Source organism: Candidatus Aquicultor sp. (genome assembly GCA_036504445.1).
In the GTDB taxonomy this organism is placed as follows: domain Bacteria; phylum Actinomycetota; class Aquicultoria; order Aquicultorales; family Aquicultoraceae; genus DASXVE01.
On sequence record DASXVE010000023.1, the window covers coordinates 1 to 25,111 of the forward strand.

General features: G+C 50.7%; 19 protein-coding genes and 2 rRNA genes. 20 read left to right on the forward strand and 1 reads right to left on the reverse strand.

Features of this window, described 5'->3' with window-relative positions:
- The first annotated feature begins 220 nt into the window (after nucleotides 1-220).
- Nucleotides 221-406, forward strand: coding sequence for a DUF1328 domain-containing protein (locus VGK02_05695; protein ID HEY3374538.1), 186 nt, complete (start codon nucleotides 221-223; stop codon nucleotides 404-406).
- 45 nt (nucleotides 407-451) lie between these two features.
- Here VGK02_05695 and VGK02_05700 read toward each other — a convergent pair whose 3' ends face one another.
- Entirely contained in the window at nucleotides 452-1,315 is an 864-nt protein-coding gene (locus tag VGK02_05700) for a mechanosensitive ion channel family protein (protein HEY3374539.1), read from the reverse strand.
- Between the two features lie 730 nt (nucleotides 1,316-2,045).
- On the opposite strand from VGK02_05700, the gene VGK02_05705 reads away from it, so the two are divergent.
- The 19 genes from VGK02_05705 to VGK02_05795 all read left to right on the forward strand — a co-directional run bounded on the left by VGK02_05705 (nucleotide 2,046) and on the right by VGK02_05795 (nucleotide 25,104).
- Nucleotides 2,046-3,734 (forward strand): 16S ribosomal RNA (locus tag VGK02_05705).
- A gap of 291 nt (nucleotides 3,735-4,025) precedes the next feature.
- Nucleotides 4,026-7,258: ribosomal RNA gene (locus VGK02_05710) — 23S ribosomal RNA — on the forward strand.
- The 16S and 23S rRNA genes sit together here, the layout of an rRNA operon.
- A gap of 312 nt (nucleotides 7,259-7,570) precedes the next feature.
- Complete coding sequence (locus tag VGK02_05715) at nucleotides 7,571-8,149, forward strand: hypothetical protein (protein HEY3374540.1); 579 nt, start codon at nucleotides 7,571-7,573, stop codon at nucleotides 8,147-8,149.
- Between the two features lie 122 nt (nucleotides 8,150-8,271).
- Nucleotides 8,272-9,012, forward strand: a complete 741-nt coding sequence (locus tag VGK02_05720; protein ID HEY3374541.1) for a DUF5714 domain-containing protein — start codon at nucleotides 8,272-8,274, stop codon at nucleotides 9,010-9,012.
- Nucleotides 9,013-9,129: 117 nt separating this feature from the next.
- A complete protein-coding gene (locus VGK02_05725; protein ID HEY3374542.1) occupies nucleotides 9,130-9,660 on the forward strand; it encodes a DUF5658 family protein in 531 nt (176 codons plus the stop codon).
- Between the two features lie 496 nt (nucleotides 9,661-10,156).
- Nucleotides 10,157-10,555, forward strand: coding sequence for a CoA-binding protein (locus tag VGK02_05730; GenBank protein ID HEY3374543.1), 399 nt, complete (start codon nucleotides 10,157-10,159; stop codon nucleotides 10,553-10,555).
- A gap of 205 nt (nucleotides 10,556-10,760) precedes the next feature.
- Nucleotides 10,761-11,159, forward strand: coding sequence for a hypothetical protein (locus tag VGK02_05735; GenBank protein HEY3374544.1), 399 nt, complete (start codon nucleotides 10,761-10,763; stop codon nucleotides 11,157-11,159).
- 131 nt (nucleotides 11,160-11,290) lie between these two features.
- A complete protein-coding gene (locus VGK02_05740) occupies nucleotides 11,291-12,013 on the forward strand; it encodes a UPF0280 family protein (protein HEY3374545.1) in 723 nt (240 codons plus the stop codon).
- Nucleotides 12,014-12,295: 282 nt separating this feature from the next.
- A complete protein-coding gene (locus VGK02_05745) occupies nucleotides 12,296-13,288 on the forward strand; it encodes a polysaccharide deacetylase family protein (protein HEY3374546.1) in 993 nt (330 codons plus the stop codon).
- Nucleotides 13,289-13,530: 242 nt separating this feature from the next.
- Nucleotides 13,531-15,546 (forward strand): NAD-dependent DNA ligase LigA, encoded by a 2,016-nt coding sequence (gene ligA / locus VGK02_05750; GenBank protein ID HEY3374547.1) that lies wholly within the window; start codon nucleotides 13,531-13,533, stop codon nucleotides 15,544-15,546.
- A complete protein-coding gene (locus VGK02_05755; protein ID HEY3374548.1) occupies nucleotides 15,539-16,378 on the forward strand; it encodes a type II CAAX endopeptidase family protein in 840 nt (279 codons plus the stop codon). Before ligA ends, VGK02_05755 begins: the two co-directional genes overlap by 8 nt.
- A gap of 116 nt (nucleotides 16,379-16,494) precedes the next feature.
- The gene (gene gatC / locus VGK02_05760) at nucleotides 16,495-16,779 is read left to right on the forward strand and encodes an Asp-tRNA(Asn)/Glu-tRNA(Gln) amidotransferase subunit GatC (GenBank protein ID HEY3374549.1); all 285 of its coding nucleotides are present in this window, start codon (nucleotides 16,495-16,497) and stop codon (nucleotides 16,777-16,779) included.
- Nucleotides 16,780-16,901: 122 nt separating this feature from the next.
- Nucleotides 16,902-18,356, forward strand: a complete 1,455-nt coding sequence (gatA, locus tag VGK02_05765) for an Asp-tRNA(Asn)/Glu-tRNA(Gln) amidotransferase subunit GatA (GenBank protein ID HEY3374550.1) — start codon at nucleotides 16,902-16,904, stop codon at nucleotides 18,354-18,356.
- 2 nt (nucleotides 18,357-18,358) lie between these two features.
- Complete coding sequence (gene gatB, locus VGK02_05770; GenBank protein HEY3374551.1) at nucleotides 18,359-19,945, forward strand: Asp-tRNA(Asn)/Glu-tRNA(Gln) amidotransferase subunit GatB; 1,587 nt, start codon at nucleotides 18,359-18,361, stop codon at nucleotides 19,943-19,945.
- A 211-nt stretch (nucleotides 19,946-20,156) separates the two neighbouring features.
- A complete protein-coding gene (locus VGK02_05775; protein HEY3374552.1) occupies nucleotides 20,157-20,840 on the forward strand; it encodes a glycosyltransferase family 2 protein in 684 nt (227 codons plus the stop codon).
- Nucleotides 20,841-20,863: 23 nt separating this feature from the next.
- Nucleotides 20,864-21,877: an SPFH domain-containing protein gene (locus VGK02_05780; protein ID HEY3374553.1), complete on the forward strand. Its 1,014-nt coding sequence runs from the start codon at nucleotides 20,864-20,866 to the stop codon at nucleotides 21,875-21,877.
- A 253-nt stretch (nucleotides 21,878-22,130) separates the two neighbouring features.
- The gene (gene nifV, locus VGK02_05785) at nucleotides 22,131-23,339 is read left to right on the forward strand and encodes a homocitrate synthase (GenBank protein HEY3374554.1); all 1,209 of its coding nucleotides are present in this window, start codon (nucleotides 22,131-22,133) and stop codon (nucleotides 23,337-23,339) included.
- A complete protein-coding gene (locus VGK02_05790) occupies nucleotides 23,332-24,585 on the forward strand; it encodes a 3-isopropylmalate dehydratase large subunit (GenBank protein ID HEY3374555.1) in 1,254 nt (417 codons plus the stop codon). Before nifV ends, VGK02_05790 begins: the two co-directional genes overlap by 8 nt.
- A gap of 15 nt (nucleotides 24,586-24,600) precedes the next feature.
- Nucleotides 24,601-25,104 (forward strand): 3-isopropylmalate dehydratase small subunit, encoded by a 504-nt coding sequence (locus VGK02_05795; GenBank protein HEY3374556.1) that lies wholly within the window; start codon nucleotides 24,601-24,603, stop codon nucleotides 25,102-25,104.
- Nucleotides 25,105-25,111: the final 7 nt, after the last annotated feature.

Below are 25,111 nucleotides of genomic sequence, written 5' to 3' on the forward strand. Positions count from 1 at the left end.
ATGAAGCAATTGGTCATATTCCCCCAGCGGAAAAGGAGGCGATGTATTATTGTGAAAACATGTCTGAGGAAAGCGAAAACCTATCTGAAAAAACATTGGAAATTGTAGGTTCAAAGTCTCTATGAAACCCGGGGCTGTTCAATCCTTGTGTCAGAAGGCATTCGCCTTGTTTTATCACATTAAAACTGGGTACAAAAAAGTGATGCTAAGGGGGTCGATTATGGCTACGAAGGCTTCCGGGATGTTCTGGAACATTATTTATGCGGTGCTCATCATATTTGTAATCGCTGTGTTGCTACAGCTTCTTGGGGTGTTTGCGTTAAGCATAGCGGTCGCAAACGTTATCTACATTCTGGCAATTGTGTTTCTAGTATTGGCGCTCATCCATTGGGCGGGATTATTGTAAGCGATGACGCTCGTCGCAGCTTAACCGGAACGTTAATCAGCAGTTTTACTGCGCCGGCTTGCCGATAACTTCAATTTGTTCCTTCGTTAGCCTGGCGGCAATCCGTTCTCTAATAAGCCGCTCGACCCGGTCTTGTTCACTTGATGCCGTACGGACTGCGATCCTGAACACCATCGCGTTATCTCTAAATTCTTCGATACCGGTAACCTGAGGAAGCTCTTGAAGGACGTCTTTGACTGTAGGGTCATCAGCCAGCTTGGTCATCTCGTCGCACACCGTGTCGAGTACCCGTTGGGGGTTTTGCGTAGTAGGCACGCCGAACTCAACCACGGCGCGTGCCCAACCACGCGAATGATTTATTACTACCGTAACTTGGCTGTTAGGTATAATGTGCAGGCTTCCCTGAAAATCACGAAGCAGGGTAGTGCGTAGGCTCAGCTGCTCGACGGTACCCTTATCGCTGCCGATTTGTACGAGATCGCCGACGCTGTACTGGTTTTCAAACAGGATAAAAAACCCCGAGAGAAAATCTTTAATCAGGCTTTGCGCCGCGAGACCGACTGCGACGCCGAGAACCCCGGCACCCGCAAGGAGGGCTGTGATCTCAACCTTTGTCGTGGATTGAAGGATGACGAGCACGGCGAGAAAGAATATCGTGAATTTCGCGAGTGCATCAAGCACGTTGGCCAATGTGAGCGCGCGTTGCTTGGCTTGATCCTCGGATATAAACGGGTTTTTGCTAATGAGGGACACCGAACGGTTAATGGCAATACTCAGCAGCCTATATATGATAGCGCTTGCCAGCAGAACCAGAATCACAATAAGGGCATTATCTCTCAGCCAATTAACAGTCTGCTCGAGGGTCGTGCCTGCTTTTACCGGCAGATTACTCTGCATTAAGCTATTCACCGCTCCACCTGTCTGTGCCATAATCGGGTACCTATTCCTTGTGATATCGAGTTACCTCTACATCGATTATTTAATCATAACAGGGGGGTGCTCAGTAGTCTTCAGGAAATAATTATAAAAAGGTTAAGGAAAATTATGGTAATGCCGATATAGTAATTACCGTCAAAAACACCAGGCAATAAGCCAGCCCAGCGCAGTTCAAATCTTACTACCGGACAAGAATGGTTTATTTTGATTAAAGAGCGCGCATCTGGGTATAAACTAATTGGTAGAAAGCAGTGGCTTGCTACCCACTTTGATAATTAAAAATGGAAGGACTTAAGATCGCAGATCAAGACCGGCGTATCCCACCGAGAGGATGGGACCGGCGGTTGGGCATAAGTTGTCATGAAGCCGAGGGACCTGATAGGTATGTTGGATAGGTAAATCCAAGGTGCTTACAGGAAAACCCTTAAGCGAGCCCCGGTAAGGGGAAGGGCGACGATGCGAAGGCAGTCTTAGGTCCTTTCTTTTTTTGTCTTGAAACGCCTCAGATTCCTTAATTTCTGCAAATAAATATTGCCATGTTTAGCGGCCAAGTAAGTTGCCGGATTTGTGATTAAACTCCGGGATTCCGGGTATATAAATCGCCCTGATCGTTCTTTGAAAAATGAACAGATTGGCCGGACAAAAACCAAAAATATTAATCTTGTTACCTCGCTTGTGATGCCTGGCATCCAGTGAGGTTTATTAATCTGCGGGTCTGGTCCCGGCCCAGGACGAACGCTGGCGGCATGCACTTGCCCCGACAAGTCGAGCGGACTGTTCCTACAATTTCTGTAACCGTAGCACGTTTGCTATGGATTAGGAAAAGGACGGTTACGCGGCGAACGGCGGAGTAACACGTAGGTGACCTGCCTCAAAGACCGGAATAACCTCACCCCGGGAGGCCCTAAAAAGGTCACTTGGGATGAGCTAATGCCGTATAAGCTCACACTGCTCATGCGGCGTGAGAAAAGGTAGCCCTTAATCAAGGCTTCCGCTTTGAGATGAGCCTGCGCCCCATCAGGCAGTTGGTGGTGTAAAAGACTACCAAGCCGATGACGGGTAGCTGGCCCGAGAGGGTGGTCAGCCCGACCGGAACTGAGACAAGGCCCGGGCCCGAAAGGGCTAGCGGGGTGGAATCTATCGCAATGCGCGAAAGCGTGACGATGCAATGCCGCGTGAAGGAAGAAAGCAGGTGAAAACACCTGTCGTAAACTCCAGTCGGTGGGGAGTAAGCGTGGCCGGTTAAGAGCCGGACCACGTGAAAGTACCTGCCGGTAAGAGCGCCGACAAACTGCGTGCCAGCAGTCGCGGTCAAACGTAGGGCGCAAGCGTTGTCCGGAATTACTGGGCGTAAAGGGTACGTAGGCGGCTTGGGCGTATCGGCTGTGAAAGCCCTCCGCAAAACGGAGGAAGGGCAGCCGAGATTACTCGGCTAGAGCCCGGCGGAAGGAAGTGGAACTTCCGATGTAGCAGTAAAATGCGTTGATATCGGAAAGAACCCCAAACGGCGAAGGCAGCTTCCTATACCGTGGCTGACGCTAAAGTACGAAAGCCAGGGGAGCGATGCGGTTTGGTACCCGCGTAGTCCTGGCTGTAAAAGATGGGCACTAGCTCCCGACCCTCAGGAAGGCCGGAGGCGAAGCTAACGCATTAAGTGCCCCGCCTGGGGAGTACGGCCGCAAGGCTGAAAACCAAGGGACTTGTGGAAACCTGCACAATCGGCGGCGAGTGTGGTTTAATGCGATTTCGAGCGCAGAATCTTACCAAGGTCGCCCGTGCGTGAAAGCCGGTGGAAACACTGGCATGCCGTTCAAACTGTGGGCAACCCACGGTGACGCGGAAACTCGCACAGGCAGGCATGAATGGTCACCGTCAGCCCGTGCCGTGAGGCGTGAGGTCAAATCCTCGTAACGGGCGCAACCCCTTACCCCATGTTGCCATCGGACACACGCCGGGCACTCATAGGGGACTGCCCGCGTTCGAAGTGGGAGGAAGGCGGGGACGACGGCAGATCCGTATGTGCTGAGTACCTTGGGCTACACACACGCGACAGTGATCGGGACAAAGAGGGCCGATCCCGCGAGGGGGAGGAAATCTCAAAAAACCGACCGAGGTACGGATTGCAGTCTGGAACCCGACTGCATGAAGATGAAGCCGATAGTAATCGCAGATCATCAAGCTGCGGTGAATACGTTCTCAGGTTTTCTTCATATTGCCGGCCGCATCCGCCATAGAAGAAGCAGCTGAAGCTACGCGGCCCAACCGGACCCCAGCGGGCCTCATTTTTGAGGTTTACTGGGACCCGGAGGACGGTAGCGAGGCTGCTCCGACGAGGCGGTCGTAGGATGGGCATACTGCCCGTACCGAGAGGTGTGGGCGTAAACTTGGAGCTCAGGCTCTTCTTTTAAGATGCCAAAAGCTCGATGTCCGGCCAGGAGTTCCGGCTCCGGGTTCCCCCGGGGGCAACCCCCAGGCAACACCCGTCCGGACGATCTCCAAGGTTTGCACATAAACCTTGGGGCTGAAGGTTCAAGGCTAAAAGTCCAATGGTGAAGATGCCGATTTTCATTGTTGGGTGGGGCCGAGCAGCCCAACCAGCCTTGAGCCTTGAGCCCGCACGGCGCGTAAACCGTGCGTCTCACCTTGTTCATTGAAAACAATATAGCGTGCATTAGAAAGCCGATATTAAGCGATTTATGAGCATATGGTGGATGCCTTGGCGCTAGGAGCCGATGAAGGACACAGCCGTGACGCGATACGCTTCGGGGAGGTGCGGCAACCGTTGATCCGAAGGTCTCCGAATGGGGAAACCCGGCCGGCCGGCAAACCCGGTGGTTTAATCCGGGTTACTAAAGCCGGTCATCCTCACCTGAATATATAGGGTGAGGAAGGGAACTCAGGAAACTGAACCATCTCAGTACCTGGAGGAAAAGAAAACAAAAGTGATTCCCTTAGTAGTGGCGAGCGAAAAGGGAATAGCCTAAACCCGGATGAACAAAATCCCGCAGGACATTTTCATCCGGGGGTCGTGGGAGCCGCCTGAAGCGCTGCGGAAAGCTTCGGGAAGTAAAAAATCTTTTACGCAGTTGAAAGAGCTGGAAAGCTCTGTTCGCTATGCGGTTCTTAAACCGCATAGCGGGTTGGTGCGGTCCATTGGCCACACCGGCCACAGAAGGTGATAGCCCTGTAAGCGAAACGTAAAAGACTTCCGGCGGCCACCCGAGTAACACGGGGCACGGCATCCTGTGTGAACTTGCGGGAACCACTCCCGCCAGGCTAAATACTCCAGCGACCGATAGTGAACTAGTACCGTGAGGGAAAGGTGAAAAGAACCCCGGGAGGGGAGTGAAATAGACTTTCCTGAAACCATATGCTTACAAGCAGTCGGAGCTCATCAAAGATATTCGTGACAGCATTTGATGGGTGACGGCGTGCTTATTGGATAAGAGCCGGCGAGTTACGGTATGTGGCGGGTTAAGCCGAAGAGGCGGAGCCAGAGCGAAAGCGAGTCTGAATAAGGCGCATTTATCGTCGCATGCTATAGACCCGAAACCGAGCGAGCTATCCATGGGCAGGGTGAAGTGCGGGTAAAACCGCGTGGAGGTCCGAACCCGTCGACTGAGAGAGCCGTGGGATGACCTGTGGATAGGAGAGAAAAACTAATCGAGCTCGGAGATAGCTGGTTCTCCCCGAAATGCATTTAGGTACAGCCTCGAGTATGAGATCAACGGCGGTAGGGCAACGGTTTGGTGCGGCGGCCTCCTAATTTCGTAGGTCGGAGCCCAAGCTGAACCTCGAAGACCGTTGATCGTTTCTCGGGAGTGAGGCCGTGGGCGTTAAGTCCATGGTCGAGAGGGGAACAACCCAGATCATCAGCTAAGGTCCCTAAGTGTAGTCTCAGTGTAATGTGTAAGGAAGTAGGACCGCGACGACAGCCGGAGGGTGGGCTCAAGAGCAGCCATCCCTTAAAGAGTGCATTACGTAGCAGCTCACCGGCCTTAGTGATCCTGCGCCGAAAATGTATCGGGACTAAGACTGCCACCGAAGCTATGAGTGGACTTTAACAAGCTTTGCATTTTGCTCCGTAACTTATATGAGATACATTTTGTGCGAGGTAAGCGAAGCGAACCGAGCGCTAAATTCCTTAAACTAAGTTACCACCTGAAATTATGTGAAGCGCGGCTAAAGGACGCGGTAGGGGAGCATTGCCTGCTGGTTGAAGCCAACTCGCGAGGATTGGTGGACGGCAGGCAAGAGAGAATGCCGGCATGAGTAGCTAAATAAGATGGGTGAGAATCCCATCCGCCGAAAGCCTCAGGTTTTCCCAGCTCTGTTCATCAACTGGGTGATAGCCGGACCTAAGGCGAGGCCGAAAGGCGTAGTCGATGGATAAGCCGGTTAATATTCCGGCGCCACCGATCCTGCTTTATTTAGCATAGTGTGGGTGACGCGGGCGAGCCGCGTCGGGGGGCGAGTGGAAGTCCACCCGGCAAGGCGTAACCCGCCTAGAAAAGCCCACAACGAAAGGATCGGTGTCCGTACCGCAAACCGACACAGGCAGGCTAAGGGGTAAACCCTTAAGGCGTGCGAGAGAACCCTCGTTAAGGAACTCGGCAAATCGACCCCGTAACTTCGGGATAAGGGGACCTCAATTCTGGCAACATATTTGAATTGCTAAAGTAGGAGGTTTAAAGTGGCAAATCGCTTCGCGATTTAGCCACGATAAACAGTCGCTTTGGCGCCGCCAGAATTGAGGCGCAGATGAATTAGCTCGAGCGACTGTTTAATAAAAACACAGGTCTCTGCTAACTCGTAAGAGGATGTATTGGGGCTGATGCCTTCCCAGTGCCAGATCGATAAGAGGAGAGGTCATGCAGGTAGGATTGTTGGGAGCTCAGCAACTCCCAATGGTTTCAACTGAAGGCTTCGAATCGAAACCCTGGTAAACGGAGGCCGTGAGGGAAGCGGCCCAAAGGTAGCGGAATTCCCGGCGGACAATATCCGTCTTGTCGAAAGGCATAACGACTCGAGCGCTGTCTCGACGAGGGACTCGGCGAAATTGGTAAATCGGTGAATAGACCGATTACTCGCGGCAGGATTATAGCCCCCGGAAGCTTTACTGCAGCCGTGATCTTGGGCAGGGTGGTGCCCCACGTAAAGGTGGGAGAGTCGGAGAACCTGCATGCTAATCCGACCCGTATGTACCACCGTCGGGCACGTAATGCCCTAACCCAGCACCGTGAATCCGGTGCGGGAACAGGGTCAGGCGGGCAGTTCGGCTGTTTCGGCACCCTCCTAAAAAACAACGGAGGGCTCCAAAGGTGTCCTGTAGCACGGTTGGAAATCGTGTGAGAAGCATAAAGGCGAATGGGCGCTTGACTGCTTAGGCCGACAGGCCGCGCAGGGGCGAAAGCCGGGCTTAGCGACGCGGTAGTACCGAGTGGAAGGGCTACCGTTTCAAGGGATAAAAGTTCTCCGGGAAAATGGGGCCAATCGCCCCCGATAGATCACATTGACGGAGCGGATTGGTACCTCGTAGTCGGCTCCCCGCATCCTGGGGGTGCAGGAGCTCCCAAGGGTTGGATTGATCTCCATTAAAGCGGGATGTGAGCTGGAACAAGACCATTGTAAGATGGTCGGATGATTATCCGCCGTGAGCGTTTGAAACTTGAGGGAAGCCGCCCTAAGTACGCAAGGAACAGGGTGGACGGACCTATGGTGTGCCAGTTGTCCCGCCAGGGGCACCGCTGGGTAGCTACGTCCGGAATGGATAAGCGCTGAAAGCATATAAGCGCGAAGCCAGTCCCGAGATTAGGTTTCTAAAGTCCCAGGTAGACTACCTGGTTGATAGGCCGCAGGTGTACACCCCGTGAGGGGCTTAGCCAAGCGGTACTAATGACAAATAAGCTTAATACACGGTTAACCTAGTGCACGCTATTTCTTTTGATAATTCTATAAATATATAACCCAAAAAGCTGTTCACTGATTGCGAACAGCTTTTTTATTCTTATCCTAACGGGTGCTTGTGTTTAGCGCATGGTTTCCATACACTATACGTTAACCGAACGTTAGGATCGCCTTGAAATACAGAGAAGCACTGATCCCGCACTATATATAAAGACCTACAAGTATAAACAGCGGAATCACCTAACTTGGTTGCTTTATCCTGCTAATTTAGATAAAATTAAGACGAGAAGGCGAAAGGTTTTTTGATTGGAGGCTGCTTTCGTGTTCGCAAAATTGATTCGTAAATTAAAAGCAATGAACAAGAAGACGTTAATCATTTTAAGTGTGGTGGTGGTGGTCGCAGTTGTAGGTGGCGGTTACTTAGTATCAAATGCCTCCGACAAATCATCAACGGAACAAACACAGAAACAAGTTGACATCGCCAACGCAGCTCTAGCCGGTTGGCGTGTTAAAAATGATGCTCGCCTTGAGGTCAACAAGGCAAAAGTCGCTGAATTTAAGCAGAAACTCATGAATTATTACGATCCGAGCACCGGTGCGTTGGCCGAACAACAGCGGCTTATTAACGCATTGATTGCTGCCGATGAGGCAGCCGCTAAGGATGATAATTCAGGTGAGGCAATAAAAAGCTTCGATATTTCCAGCGTAGCCATTAAAGCGCTCGATATTAAAAGCGAAACGGCAAAATTGACTGCGGATGTTGAGTATTACATTAAGTATGAAACCCAAAACCAAAGCTACAGCACATTTGGCAAGAATCGCATAAATTGGGAGCTTAAGAAAGAGGGCAAGAGCTGGAAGATCACTAAAGAAGCACTAGTCCCTGGTGATAATTCCTAATGAACGAAGAGCGACCAAATGTTGTGTTAGCCGGCGGGTGATGCACAGACTCTGGTGCTGGTCAGCACTGTGTGAGCGCTACCTCGATATACGATAAACATGCGAGGGGGGCAACTAATCCTATGTCGGCAGACCGAATTGATAATTGCTCTGTATGCAGTGTATCACTCGAATACCTTGAAGACAAAGAAACGTTAAGCTGCTACTTTTGCGGAATGCAAGCGAGTACTGATGTGTGGTGCCCGGAAGGTCACTTTGTATGCGAATCGTGCTATAACATGTCTGTGCTTGATTTTATTGATGAGACAGTTCGCACAAGCCGCGCAACGAACCCATACGATCTTGCATCAATTATGATGACATACCCCCGGCTTGCTTCGTATCGAAACCCTTGCGAACACGCTCTCGTTTTCGCTGCTGCAATGCTTATCGCTGTTAAGAATGAGGGAACGATTAAGATTTCCAGTGAGGACATTCTTATAGCCCTCGGGACCATACAGTGCGATGAAAATAACCTTGAGTTCTGCGGCCCCGATGCCGCTTACGGGTGCTGCATGAGGTCCGGCATTATCGCGACTTTCGGCACGATTTTCAAAGCCGCCGAAGGCGACGCGGAACCTGACAGCGTAACAGTAAGGGTTATACGACGCGTGATAAAGAGTCTTTCCGATAATACGGAACAGCACAAGTGCCTTAAGAACATTGTTCTAACAACAATGGACCTTTTCACGCCAATCATACAGGCCAGGTTCGGTGTAAGGCTTGAGGGGTCCGCTCACGAGATAATTTGCTACCAAATAGGTCAAGCAAGAGATTGCAGTCCTACAACATGTCATTACAGTCCACTGTTAAGTGCCAAGTAAATTGCCTCTATCACATTATTAGTTTACCGCCCTTTATAATGTAAGCTTGTGGCTAAAAAGTAAGTCAAGTTAGGCTGCTGGGTAAGCCTTAACAATGTACTTACGCATGGAGGACGAGTGGAAAAATACGTCTGCTATGAAGGAAAGGATCGCCGCGGTGGTTGCAAGCGTCACTGTGAGGGTTGCGAAAGCTTTGCTATAGACCGGCGAAAAAAAGATCGGCGACATAACTCGGTGAGCTTTCGCGTTAGGGAGCGCCGTGAGGGTTTTGATAGGCGGCAAAACCACATCACGCGCAAAGGCTTCTATCATTTCGTATTCCGACGCGGGTCGTTGCATCTGCGCCACAACCAGATCGCTCTACTTATTCTTCTTATAGTGTTTAACTTGCTCAGCATCGCAGACTACATGTTTACGCTTAAGGCGCTTAACGCCGGTTTTGCAGAAGGTAACCCTATTATGGATGCCATGTTTACCGTGGGCCCTGCCGTAGCGGCTTGTTTCAAAATCGGCCTGACGATGTTCGTGGCAGCCATGGTGTGGTTATTCCGACGCTATCGTGCCATCCTAGAGATCAGTATCTTATTCATCCTGATGTATATGCTGTTGATCATCTACCATATCTACGGGGCGATTAGGTTCTATTAATCCGTCCGCTTCATCACACAGTTTGCTCTAGTTGCAATACAATAATTGTCTTTACCATGCGCATGTTTAATGCGGCACTATTTTGGGAAGTAATTAAGTGTACGGTGCATGTAGCTGGTGTTTTCATGTTAAAGGCCCTTAACAAGGGCCTTTAACATTTTGCTATCTTTGACGTCATCTTGAACCTCGCGTTTGCGTGCAATAATCGCCGGTCATTTTGAGTTGCCTTCTATGGTTCCGTTATGCAATTATGTGCCTAGCCGGTTTTTGTTCTAGGAGGGAGCTCATGATCAAACTATGCAGCACAGCGCTTATCATTATGTTAGTTGCATCACTTGTTCTTGGATGCCAGTCAGGCAAGAGTAGAAATGATGATTTTAGGACTGCAAAGTCCGTGAAGTCCGTCGAAACCCAGCAAAAAAACTAAGTTAATTTGGGTAAAAAGTTTGCACAGTCCGGTTAGAAAATTTATATGCCAACAAGGCGGGTGCATGGTATGAATCGGAGTACTATCGAGCGCGCTTGTAGAAAAGGGAACGTTATCGCCATAGTGGGCGCATCAAACGACCACGGAAAATACGGGTACCGTGTTTATAACGATTTAAAGAACGGTGGCTATAAAGTGTATCCTGTAAACCCAAACGAGAAGCATATACAGGACGACCAGGCATACCCTGATGTACAGAGTCTTCCCGAGAAGCCGGATGTTGTCGATATAGTAACACCGCCGAATGTCACCGAAAAGGTCGTAAAAGAGGCGGTGGAGCAAGGCATCAATATTATTTGGATGCAACCCGGCTCGGAAAGCCAAGCGGCAATAGAGTATGTCGAGAACAGCCCCTCGGATGTCGTTTACGATACCTGTATTATGGTGGAACGACGCCACTACGCGTGATGCACGCCAAACCATTATTTGCTAAAGATTTCCAATTATCTACCGATATTACTTAGTGTATGAAAGATAGCAAGTTTGTGAATGAATTATAGATCAACGCATTACACTTCTACGCACCATCGTACACATTGCATCACCATCCAAAGATTTATACCTTACTTTAATCGAGCTACCTTAGGGACGGATTTACAAAGGAGCTTTATTAATGCGAAAACTCGTTGTCGGGTTGCTTCTATTGATTGCACTCAGTCAACTCCCCGTATTCGCGGAAAGTTTTAAGGAAGAGAGAGAGGGCGTACAGGCGGCGTACGGAAAGGCTGCCGGCGCATATAAGACCGCTTCAGACATATATGGTAAGGCGGGCAACAGGTTAAGTGATGAGAGCACAGCTGTAAAGGCACCGGCTTCTACATCACAAAAAAGTGCGAACCCCACGGGCGTGAAGGAGGATGCCGGTGACCGGATCGGCGAGCAAGCGGCGAGTTTAATAACCGCTGTGAGTTCGTTGGCTGCTGAGGTCAAGGGCACCATCGCACAGGATGATATGGCTCATAAAGGTCAATCGCCTGGTGCCGGTGCTACTAAGACGGCGTCTCATAAGTAGAGTGCCTGCGGGTTAGAAAAAAGAGCCAGCAATCAGCTGGCTCTTTTTTATACGTCATTTCTCTTTCTATCAGCAGCTAATATATGATAGCGTACAAAGCAAGTCTTGATTCTGTCGTTTGAGGTGTTTTTGTGTACGAACCCCGGCTTTATCGTAACCGTATGCTTGCCCAAGGCCTAAGTTCCTTTGAGGTAAGCGTTAAAGAAACAGACCTCCTGATTTGCGCATCCCACGACCTAGCCGATGTCGCTTATGATCTAGTAAATCGTTGCCGCGGAGAGCTTGAATCGTTTATAGATACGCATCGCATTTTTGTTGATACGTTTACGCCAATTGAGGTGCCGGATAGCGCTCCTGAAATCGTAAAGTCTATGGTACACGCTGCACGGCTCGCCGGCGTTGGCCCGATGGCGGCAGTGGCAGGCGCGATTGCCGAGTATGTCGGCACCGGTCTCCTCGAATACAGCGATGAGATTATCATTGAAAACGGCGGCGACATCTTTATTAAGACCAATGTCGAACGCAATATCGGTATCTTTGCCGGCGATTCACCACTTAGTAATAAGCTTGCAATTCTTGTAAAACCCGAAGATACGCCCTTGGCGGTTTGTACGTCTTCGGGGACGGTCGGTCATTCGGTTAGCTTTGGTAAAGCTGACGCTGTTATTATTATGGCGTCGAGCGGGGCGTTGGCCGATGCGACCGCTACAAAAGTAGGAAACCTGGTTCAAACAAAAGACGATATCAAAAAAGCGATTGAATACGCGCAAGATATTCCTGGTATAGAAGGCGTTATCGTTATTATCGGGGACTCGCTCGGCGGATGGGGAAAGTTCGAGTTCTTACCGGTATAGACTGGCATTATCATGGTATCAGAATTATAATAAGCTTAGGATTCAACAAGCAACCCCTTGATTCACTTTGTAACACGCTGGTTACTATATGCCTGCGTGATTTCTGTTTGGCTTTACGTAATGATCTCAGTTCGTGACGTAGCTGTGCTTTGGAGGTGAGCCATGGATTATGAACGACCCCCTGAAAGAAGACGACCGCAACACAGATCTAGACCTCAAAAGCGCTCTCTAGCGCGATGGAACTATAAACGTATTGCTGCCGCACTAACGGTGTTGGTTTGTGTGGTATCATTAGCCGCATACGGTGGCTACAGCTTTGCTCATTGGTTGAGCACCCCGGCCGATACCGGTAAAAAGGTTGCAAAAAAAGTGGTAGGGGCAAAGAAGACTGTTGTGAAAGCCGAACAAACAACCACGACGACCGAACCAATATATATTCTCAGGTACAAGGTAAAATCGGGTGATACACTGTACGGTATCGCGCAGATAAATAAGACGACGGTTGGCAAGATTAAAGAGTTGAACGATATCAAGCGCGATGACCTTAGTGTCGGCGTTACGCTCAAGGTCCCGACCAAAGTGAAGCCACCGGACGTAGATCCCAATCAGGGGAAAGAAGCAACAGCTACTGCCACTGCGGTAAAGTTGCAGAAAAGTGTGGCAAGCATGAAGGCATCGGCTCAGGAAATATATCGAGGCCCAATGGATGCCAAGAAAATAGCGCTCACCTTTGATGCGGGCGCCGCCAGTGAATCCACGCCGCGAATTCTTGATGTGCTCAAGCAGGAGAATGTAAAGGCAACATTTTTCTTAACCGGCAAATGGGTTAACGATAATCCTAGACTAACAAAGCGTATTGCCGGCGACGGGCATATTATAGGCAACCATACATATTCGCACCCGGATCTAGCAAAGATGACCGATAAGCAGATTTCCGACCAGTTGCAATCGACGGATGACCTCATCAACCAGACAGTTGGTTTTAGCTCAAAACCACTGTTTAGATTTCCGTACGGTTCTCGCGATACACGGGTGCTTAACGCCGTAGCAAAAGCAGGATACCGGTCGATATACTGGACTACCGATTCGCTTGATTGGAAGCCCGACATGACCCCTGAAAAAGTTAAGGAACGTGTTCTTGGCAGCCTTGGCAACGGGGCGATTATTCTCGTGCATTGCGGAAGCGAAAAAACCGCTGAAATACTCCCCGACCTCATCCGGCAAATCAAAGGCCGGGGCTATAGTCTTGCAACAATCCCGGAGCTGCTTAACTAAGTTTTAATAAGCTTTATTGATAGCTGCCAGTTTTGGGATTCAATAGGTTTTGATTAGTATTGAATGGTAATAGCCCGGCGAACGGGCTATTACTTTTTATTGTTCACCGATTGATTGATAATGTCCAAGCGGTTAATAAGTACTTCATTTCTTACGTCAATACGATAAAATTAAATGCGTGCAGCTGGTGATATATATCCCTAACTACACGATAATACTACCGATACCATCAAGGGGTGAGTTTGATACCGGATATCAAGGAGCTTGAAGCGAGGGCTGACGAGCTTAGAAATAAAATATATTATCACAACCATCGCTACTACGTGCTGGATGAGCCTGAAATATCGGATGCAGAGTACGATGCAATCTTGCGCGAGCTCGTCGAGATCGAGACACTGCACCCCGAGCTTGTAACAGCTGACTCGCCGACGCAGCGTGTAGGCGGAGAGGCATCCGCAGCATTCAAGCCGGTACGCCATCGCGCAAAGATGCTAAGCCTGGCAAATGCCTTTTCGTTTGAAGAGCTTACTGCTTTTTTCAATCGTGTGGCAGGGGAGCTTGGCACCGATCAAGTTGAGATGGTGTGCGAGCTCAAAATCGACGGCGTGGCGGTGTCGTTAGTATACGAACACGGTATCTTTATTAATGCTGCAACCAGAGGTGATGGGGAAGTCGGCGAGGATATAACCGCGAATGTTAAGACAATCCAAGCACTCCCCTTGCGCCTGTTTTTGGAAGCGCCGCCGGATGTGCTGGAAGTGCGAGGTGAGGCCTATCTTTCCAAGGAGCAATTTAAACTTATCAACGAGGAACGCGAAGAGCAGGGCCTGCCGCTCTTTGCCAACCCGAGAAACGCCGCTGCCGGCAGCTTGCGGCAGCTCGATCCCAAAATTACCGCCAAGCGCAATCTCGACGTCTTCTTATATGCACTGGGGTATGTGGCCGGGGCGGCCTTTATCGACCAGTGGCAGCTTCTAAAATACCTGGAAACCGCAGGTTTAAAGATCAACAAGCACATAAAGAAAGTGGGATCTATCCACGAGGCATACGAGTTCTGTGAGTACTGGCAGGACAGACGGCATTCACTCCCCTTCGAGATCGACGGCGTTGTTATCAAGGTGAATTCATACGCGCAGCAGGAGCGTCTGGGCGTGACAAGCAAGGCGCCGAGGTGGGCGATTGCATATAAGTTCCCGGCCGAGCAGAGAACGACCGTGGTCAAGGATATCGTTATTAGTGTTGGCAGGACCGGTGCGCTCACTCCAACAGCTATCTTAGAGCCGGTCGTTGTGGCAGGCTCAACGGTGGGCCGGGCCACGCTTCATAATGAAGACGAGATCCGGCGTAAGGATATCCGCATCGGTGATACGGTTATCATCCAAAAGGCGGGCGATGTTATCCCGGAAGTTGTGGCGCCGGTTGCAAGCAAACGCACAGGTGCCGAGGTTGAGTTTCAGATGCCGAAAAACTGCCCGGTGTGCGGAACTGAGGCAGTTCGCCCGGATGGCGAAGCGGTTGCGCGCTGCGTGAATATCAACTGCCCTGCTGTTATCTTCGAGCACGTGCTTCATTTTGCAGGCAGGGCCGCTATGGATATCGACGGGCTGGGCGAATCGGTTGCCCGTCAGCTTTTGGATAAAGGAATGATCCGCGACGTCGCCGATATTTATGTGCTGAGCAGGGAGCAGCTTCTGGAAATCGAACATTTCCAAAGCAAAGCGGCGGATAATCTTTACAATGCAATCCAGCGCTCAAAGGAACGCCCGCTCTCGCGACTTATCTTCGCGCTTGGGATTCGCCATGTCGGATCGCATGTTGCAGATGTGGTTGCCGAGCATTTTGGTTCGGTCGATAAACTCTCTGCGGCAACCCGGGATGAGTTAGTGAACGTACCCGAGGTCGGCCCACGGATTGCAGAGAGCATCGTTGAGTTCTTTAATGAAGAGCGCAATCGCAGCGTTATTGAGAAACTTAAACGCGCTGGTGTTCGGATGGAGCAGGAGACCGCCGCAAAAACCGTATCAGACAAGCGTTTCGCCGGTATGACGTTTGTATTTACCGGGGCACTTGAGATCTATACCCGTGATGAAGCTGAAGCTATTGTGAAGTCGATGGGTGGGAAGCCGTCGTCGAGCGTTAGTAAAAAGACGGATTACGTTGTTGCAGGCGAAAATGCCGGCAGCAAATACGATAAAGCGGTATCGCTCGGGGTAAAAATCATAACAGAGGACGAATTTAAAAAGTTAGTGAGTGAGTGATATTAGCAATGAGATAAATGAAGGGGCACCGGTTCCAGAGGACGATAGGACGCCCGCCTCAAACGACGGTAGAGCGGTCGTTGTCCCGGGCGATGAGAGCGTGCCAGTTACCCCCGGCGATAGCGGGCTGAACGGCCCAAGGGTGCCCTGGACTTTACGCGACGCGTTGTTAGCCCTGGTTTGGTTCATTTTCATTATAACCGGTGGCTCTTTTATTATTATCAAGCTTATCGCTCTTGTTTCTCCAAAAGTGGCCCCCATTTTAGCGATGTTTATCGGCTATGCGCTGCTAGTGATCTTGTTATGGTATTTTGCCGTGCATAAACGCGGAGCTACACCGGCAAAACTCGGGTTTCGCCCATTTGATGTGCCAAGGGGATTTGGATTGGCGATTGCATGGTTCTTCCTAACGAAGCTCTTCACGGCAGTATATGCCGCGGTGGCGCAATGGCTTGGCATACATGGGAATCAGCAAGCACTCGAAAACCTGCCACAAATTTTCGGCAAAAGCGTGTTCGGGTTCATTCTGGCGGCGCTTCTGGTTGCCGTGGTCGCGCCGCTTGTCGAGGAGCTTTTCTTTAGGGGATTTGTTTACCCGGCTTTTCGCCAACGTTGGGGAGTTACGGCCGGGGTTATCGCAAGCAGCGTGCTTTTTTCGCTCTTTCATTTCAATGCGTTTCTTTTTATCCCGATTATGTTTATCGGGATCGCGCTTGCCTATTTATACGAAACGACCGGCTCTCTGTGGCCATCGATTATGTTGCATGCCCTTAACAACTTTTTGTCTGTTATTCTGATATACTATAGTGGTGTTTTGCCGATACAAGGCTAGCACGATGCGCCCCGCGTCGAAATAAAGCCGGTGTCCCGGTACGTTTTTATGCGCACGCGGTGTGCAACCCAACTACTTCGAGTTAACTTTTTAGATATATATGCATGGAGGTATTTATGGCCATTAGTGAGAAAGAAGTCCGGCACGTGGCATGGCTGGCACGCCTTGGGCTAACCGACGCCGAGGTCGAAAAGTTTGCACATCAGCTCGACGTGATACTTGAGCATGCCGGGCGTATAGCCCGGCATGATGTATCGGACGTTCCGCCGACATCGCACGCTATACCGTTGATAAACGTGTACCGGGAGGATAAAATAGGCGAGTGCTTGACGCCGGAAGAGGCGTTAGCGAACGCACCGAAGAGAGAAGACCAAGCGTTTGCTGTACCGCGGATTGTATAAGTATCGCTTATGCGATGCGATTGACCGGAAGGCTATATTATAACTAAACGTTATAATTAGATGTAAAGCGAGATCGGTATTATATAACCGATCATTATATATCCTGATAATATGGAGGATGCATGGAACTCTATCAAATGACGATTCATGAGCTTCATAAGAAGCTTAAAAATAAAGAAATCAGTTCGAAGGAGCTTACGGAGAGCGTATTTTCGCGCATCGACGCGGTCGAGGACGACGTTAAGTCGTACCTTACGGTTACCAAAGATGTTGCGCTCGAGCAGGCGGCAGCGGTTGATGCAAAAATCGCAGCGGGCGTGGCTATTGGGCCGCTTGCCGGCATACCGACGGCGATAAAAGATGTTATGTGCACGAAAGGTATCCGTACGACGTGCGGTTCTAAGATACTCGAGAATTTCGTGCCGGTCTACACGTCCACAGCGGTGCAAAATCTTCTCAATGAGGGGATCGTCATGACCGGTAAGACGAATATGGACGAGTTTGCAATGGGCTCGTCAACCGAGAATTCAGGCTATTTCCCGACGCGAAATCCCTGGGATATCGAGAGAGTGCCCGGTGGCTCAAGCGGCGGTTCTGCGGCCGTTGTCGCTGCCGACGAGGCGATATTTTCACTGGGCTCCGATACCGGCGGTTCGATCAGACAGCCCGCGGCGCTATGCGGCATCGTCGGCATGAAACCGACATATGGCCTGGTGTCACGCTTCGGGCTCGTTGCGTTTGCCTCATCGCTCGATCAGATTGGGCCGTTTACAAAAGACGTAACCGATTGCGCGATTGTTTTGAACCATCTCGTCGGACACGACGCGAACGACTCAACGTCGGTTCCTATCGATAAACCCGATTATACGAAAGCACTGGTAAACGACCTCAAAGGCATGCGTGTGGGTGTGCCGAAAGAGCTTATGGCGGAAGGCATCGACCCGGAAGTGCGAAAAGTAGTAGAAGATGCGCTTAAACTTTTTGAGGAGAACGGAGCAACCGTCGCCGAGACATCGCTTCCGAATCTTGAGCACGGGCTGTCGGCATACTACATTATCGCGCCGGCCGAGGCGAGTTCGAACCTGGCACGTTTTGACGGCGTGCGCTACGGTTACCGTGCGTCCGATTCCGAAGATCTCATGGATATGTATATGCGCACGCGCGCCGAAGGGTTTGGCGACGAGGTCAAGCGGCGTATTATGCTTGGCACCTACGCGCTCAGCGCCGGTTATTACGAGGCATATTACGGTCAGGCGCAAAAGGTTAGAACGCTTATTACGCGTGATTTCAATAACGCATTTGAAGATTTTGACGTGCTGGTATCACCGACATCGCCGACAACCGCATTTAAGCTCGGCGAGAAAACGGCCGATCCGCTTCAGATGTATTTATCGGATATCTGCACGATTCCGGTTAACCTTGCGGGCTTGCCGGGAATTTCCGTTCCGTGCGGTACTGTCGATGGCCTACCGGTCGGCCTGCACATTATGGGTAAGATGCTCGGCGAGGAAATGTTGCTTCGCGCCGCCTATAGTTTCGAACAGCAATTCGGCTGGAACGAGAAGCCGAAGCTTTAGACATGGACGATAAGGAATGGCGGGAGCGACAGCTGGTTGAATCGCTCATGGGCTTAATCCCCTTTCATGTAGAATATAATCCGGCGGGAACCTCTGAGGCTCTTGAGCTGGAGCAATTTATAAATAATGGAGGCACTATGGAGTACGAACCAGTAATCGGCTTGGAGATACACGTCGAGCTCGATACGGAAAGCAAGATGTTTTGCGATTGCAGCACGCGCTTTGGCGAAGCCCCGAATACGCAAACCTGCCCGGTTTGCTTGGGAATGCCGGGCTCACTGCCGGTTCCAAATAAGAAAGCTGTTGAATATGTTATAACATCGGGGCTTGCTACGGGTTGCGATATTTCGCTGTACAGCCAGTTCCACCGCAAGAACTACTTCTATCCCGACATGCCGAAGGATTATCAGATATCGCAGTACGACCTTCCGTTGTGCATAGGCGGGCTTGTCGATCTCGATATGGACGATTACAAGACGAGGATCGGCATCACTAGGATTCACCTCGAGGAGGACACCGGTAAACTTATTCACGTCGGCGGCGCGGGCAGGATAGCGGGAGCGGACTACAGCCTGGTCGATTTTAACCGTGCAGGTGTGCCGCTCATGGAAATTGTCTCCGAGCCGGATATTCGCACGCCGGAGGAAGCGAAAGCGTACGCTCAGAAACTGCGCGCTATCTTGGTGTCGCTTGGTGTGTCTGATTGCAACATGGACAAGGGTTCGATGAGGGTTGACGCGAATATATCGATCAGGCCTAAGGGCGCAACCGAGTTCGGCACGAAAGCCGAGCTTAAGAACCTTAATTCGTTCAGGTCGTTGCAGCGGGGGCTTGCCTATGAGATCGTACGGCAGACAAAAGCGCTTGAGGAGGGCAGGCCTGAAGAGATTATTCAGGAAACCCGCCACTGGGATGAAAACAAAGGCGTAACGAGCTCGCTTCGCTCCAAAGAGTACGCGCACGACTATCGCTATTTCCCCGATCCCGATCTCGTACCGATGGAGTTTCAAACAAGCTGGGTCGAGGGCTTGCGGGCGCAACTGCCCGAGCTTCCCGATCAGCGCAGGGAGCGCTTTATGCGCCAATACGGTCTGCCGGCTTACGATGCGAATCTGCTCACGGAGAACAAAGCGATGGCTGATTTCTTCGAAGAAGCGGTTACGCTATACAAGGGCGATACAAGGGTAATAAGTAACTGGATGCTCGGTGATATTTTGTATTACCTCAACACCGAGAATCTTGAGATCGATGAGGCCGCGCTTACGCCGAAGCATCTGGCAGAACTTCTCAAGCTTATCGATAAAGGAACGATCAGCGGCAAGATTGCAAAAGAGATATTCCCGGAAATCTTCGAGACCGGCAAGCTGCCGCACGTTATTGTCGAAGAAAAGGGCATGACGCAGATCAGCGGCGAAGATGAAATAGCACAAATCATTGACATGGTGCTCGAAGAAAACCCGGCTGCCGTGCAAGAATATCGTGATGGCAAGGAGCGCGCCTTTGGCTTCCTCGTCGGGCAGGCAATGCGCCTTACAAAAGGCCGTGGCAACCCACAGCTTATTAATAAGCTGCTTCGGGAAAAACTGTAGGACAAAAATATAGCACCGTAACACGCATATAGACCTTTGAAATGCATAACGCCTGGTATTCTTGCCTAGTAAACGCAGGGGCTATGCGCTATCATATCAGGGATATAGTAATACTTTTATAGGGAATATCGATACAATGTTGCAAAATCCTAGCATCAGTCATCAACTAGATAGCAGCCAACCGTTACGTCGTTTCGAGCCGGGAGCCGGCATGAAGTTATCCGTGATCATCCCTTGCTACAACGAAAAGGGCACGATTAGCGAGCTGTTGGCAAAAGTACAGGCCGTTGATATCGACAAAGAGATTATTGTTATCGACGACGGGTCGACCGACAGCACCCGCGATATCCTAGCGTCAATTCCGCAAAGCAGTGATATTACAGTTATTTACCATGAGAAAAACAAGGGCAAAGGCGCGGCAATTCGTACCGGTATCGTGCACGCAACCGGCGATTTGATTATCATCCAGGACGCAGACCTCGAATACGATCCAAATGATTACCATGCGCTTATAGGGCCGTTTTTAAACGGTAGCGGGGTCCGAGTGGTCTACGGATCGCGTCTCTTAAAGAATAACGGCAGATCGTACTGGCGGTATTTTCTTGGCGGCAAGGTAGTCACGCTGGTTACAAACCTTCTATACCGGACGCATATTACCGATGAGCCGACATGCTATAAGGTCTTCCGATCCGACGTGCTAAAAAGCATGGATCTAAAATGCAACCGCTTCGAGTTCTGCCCGGAGGTAACGGCCAAGGTCGCCAAGCGTCAAATAAAGATTCATGAAGTGCCGATTGCGTATTATCCTCGCAAACTGGAAGAGGGTAAGAAGATCGGCTGGAGAGACGGCGTGGAAGCTATCACAACATTACTTAAGTACCGCTTTCGCGGCTAATAATTAGTACAGGTGAGATATCAGTGCCAACTATTTGGGATGTCTTAAACGATATATCGAAATCCGTCCAGGAGCAGCAACAGGGGCAGCAGGGCGGAGGAGGAGGACAAGACAATATGTCATCGACGAGTCCGGTACCGAGAAGGCAATTTGGGTCACCTACAGGAGTACATATATCTCTTGGAGGAACATTGCGAGCGGTGCTCGTTATTGTTCCGGCAATTATTGTTGGTGCCATTCTTTACGCGATATACGGCACTACAAATCCAACTTTGGCGATAGTCATCGAAGCTGTCTTTGTAATTATTCTTTACATCATAGTGTCCGGTGTTCGCGTTGCCGCACAGTGGGAACGCGGCGTGGTTTTGCGCCTCGGCCGTTTTGAAGCTGTCAGGGGACCGGGTGTTATCTACATAATCCCGTTCTTAGACACGGTACGCTTTGTTGATAACAGGGTACTGGCGCTTAACGTACCCGGCCAGCACGTCATAACCAAGGACAATGTACCGGCCCAGATTGATGGTGTTATCTTCTTCTACGTTGCCGATGCGGAGCTAGCGATCACAAAAGTACAGGACTTTACCTTTGCGATCGGTCAATATGCACAAGCAGCCCTTCGTGACGTTGTTGGGGCCCTCTCGCTTGATGATCTCTTAACGGAACGTGAGCAGATTCAGGAACGAATCGGCATGATTGTCGAGAAGCACATTAAAGAGTGGGGCATACATATTGATTCGATCCGGTTGCTCGATATCGACATGCCGGAAGAGCTAAAACGCATGATGTCACGCCAGGCATCCGCCGAGCGTGAGAAACGCGCCACGATTACAAAGGCCCAGGGCGATAAAGAGGCAGCCGTCAACCTGGCCGCCGCCGCTGCGACAATGGCGCAGAGCCCAGGTGCGATGCAGCTGAGGACGCTGCAGACAATCGATGGTCTAGGCTCAGGTTCGTCAAACACGGTTGTGCTGTTCCCGACAGAGTTTTCAGATATGGCGGATAAGGTATCGCAGATATTTAGAAAATCCGAAAAATAATCTTACGAAGTAAGCGTGCGAGCGTTTGCAGCATAGTCTAGCATACCCGGTAGCAGCGGTTTTGCGCTTCGGGAATTGATGTTGGCTGCACCATATTATGGAAATCGCCAGCTATGGCGCCAATAATTCTTGCCTTAACCACCATTTTTCCTCTAAAATAGGAGTCTACAGCGAAGTTTAACTTATCCGGATAGATCGATAGATCGCTTGGATTGATCATCCTTGATTTCAGATACGGCATGGAGGTAGTAAGTTGACCGAATATAAACTAGATAGTTTTGACCTAAAACATTCATATGTGGATGTTGACCTTACTAAGGTAAAGATCGATGATACAACGCTGCGTGATGGCGAGCAGACCGCCGGTGTCGTATTTTCGAACCATGAGAAAGTGAGGATCGCCCAGCTTCTCGATCAAATCGGCGTTCAACAGATCGAGGCCGGTGTTCCCGCAATGGGCGGCGACGAGAAGGCCGTTATCAAAGAGATCGCGAGTATTGGCCTGCGCGCCAGCGTACTCGGTTGGAACAGGGCCGTTATTGAAGATATCCAGCATTCAATTGATTGCGGTGTTGATGCGGTCGCGGTATCAATCGCAACATCTGATATCCATATACAGCATAAGCTGAAAAAAGACCGTCAGTGGGTTATCGACAGTGCTGTTGAATGCGTAAAATTTGCAAAATCACATGGCGTATATGTTTCCGTTAACGGTGAAGATGCGTCACGCGCAGATATCGGTTACATGATCGAATTCGGCCAGGCTGTTAAAGAAGCCGGTGCCGACCGTTTGCGCTTCTGCGATACCATCGGCGTTCTCGACCCATTCCAGACCTTCACGGTAATCAAAGAGCTTCGCGAGGGAACCGGTCTTGAGATTGAAATGCATACGCACAACGATTTCGGAATGGCCACGGCAAACGCGCTTGCCGGTATAAAAGCAGGTGCAATGTGGGTTAACACAACGGTTAACGGGCTTGGCGAGCGTGCGGGCAATGCCGCTCTCGAAGAAGTTGTTATGGCGCTCAAGTTTCTTGGCCATGTCGACCTCGGCTTTAAGACAGTAATGTTCCGCGACCTTTCCGAGTACGTGGCGATGGCGTCCGCACGGACTATCCCGATTTGGAAAGCAATTGTCGGCACCAACTGCTTTGCGCATGAGAGCGGTATCCATGCCGACGGTATGTTGAAGAACCCGACAACCTACGAGGTATTTGCACCGGAAGAGGTCGGCCTGCAGCGCCAGATCGTTATCGGAAAGCACTCGGGCTCGGCATCGATCGTTGCGAAGTTTAGGGAATTCGGCATAGAGCTCGATCCGGAATCGGCCAAGGAGATCCTGGCAGAAGTACGCAAAGCAGCAATAGAACTCAAGCGTCAGTTGTTCTCGAAAGAGCTCGTATACATCTATCAGGACTACATGCGCAGGAAAGGAAAGGAGCTTGAGCCTGAACGTGGGTAAAACGATTGTTGAAAAGATATTAAGCGAGCATTGCACGACCGATGCTTATGCGGGAGATATAGTTGTAGCCGAAATCGACGCGGCGTTAGTACAGGATGGAACCGGACCACTGGCGGTTCAGCAGCTTCAAAAACTTGGGATGGAAAAGGCGGCAAAGCCGGAGCGTACGGTTCTCTTTATCGACCATGCGGCCCCAAGCCCACGAAAAGAGCTTTCAAACGCTCATAAGATATTAAGGGATTTTGCGGCAAAAACGGGAGCAATCCTCTCGGATGTTAACGAGGGCGTGTGCCACCAGCGGATGGTCGAGCGCTACATGAACCCCGGTGAAGTCTTAATCGGTGCGGATTCGCACACCTGTACGGCGGGTGCGCTCGGTGCATTTGCGACAGGCATGGGCTCGACCGATGTTGCGATAGGTATTGCATCGGGGCAGACCTGGCTTCGGGTGCCGGAGACGTTTAAGGTGTATGTTACCGGAGAATTTCAGCACGGTGTGTACCCGAAAGACTTTATGCTGCATTTTATAGGTATGATCGGCGCCGATGGCGCTACATATAAAGCCCTCGAGTTTTGCGGGCCGACCATTGATGCTATGGATATGTCGGGTAGGTTTACCCTGGCAAACATGGCGGTCGAAGCCGGAGCAAAAGCGGGGCTCTTCCAATCCGATGAAACCACGAAGAAGTACCTTGAAGAGTGCGGTCGCGGCGATAAGTGGAGCGAAGTAAAAGCGGATGAGGACGCCGTATACGAAGCGGTTTATGAGATCGACATATCGACGTTGGAGCCGACGATTTCGTGCCCCCACACAGTCGATAATACAAAGACGATACAAGAAGTTGCAGGCACCACAGTCGACCAGGTATTTATCGGCACGTGTACGAACGGCCGCATTGAGGACCTGCGGATTGCAGCGCAAATTCTGGCAGGCAAAAAACGTAACCCGAACACCAGGCTTCTGGTATGTCCGGCATCAAATGACGTGTACTTAAAGGCGATTGAAGAGGGCATCATCGCGAAGTTGGTTGCCGCAGGTGCAGCAATCGTTAACCCCGGCTGCGGTGCGTGTGTCGGCGTTCATGGCGGTATTTTAGGTGACGGCGAGGTGTGCCTCGCAACGCAGAACCGCAACTTCCAGGGCCGCATGGGTAACCCGGAAGGGTTTATCTATTTGAGCTCACCGGCGGTTGCAGCGGCGACGGCAATCGAGGGCGTCATTGCCGACCCGCGAAAGTATCTATAAATTCGAGGAGTAACGATGCAAATACAAGGAAACGCATGGAAATTTGGAGATAGTATCAGCACCGACCACATAGCCCCGGGAAGGTTGTTTCATTTGAGAACCAATCTGCCGGAGCTTGCAAAGCATGTTCTCGAGGATGCCGACCCCGAGTTTGCGGGCAAGGTGCAACCGGGCGACTTTGTCGTAGGCGGCAAAAACTTTGGCCTTGGCTCAAGCCGCGAGCATGCGCCGACTATCATTAAACTGGCCGGCGTAGGTGCCGTACTTGCCGAATCGTATGCCAGAATCTTCTATCGCAATGCGATCAATGTAGGGCTTCCGGTTCTTATCTGCGACACCACGCAGATCGACCAGGGCGATGAGCTCGAAGTTGATGTCAGTAAAGGTGAGGTAAGAGATATCACGAAGGGCATTACCATTAAGGCTAAACCGCTGCCGGATGTCATGATTAAAATCCTCAATGACGGCGGTTTGCTCGAGCACTTCCGCAAGAACGGCGGGTTTGCACTCGAGGCATAAGCTCATC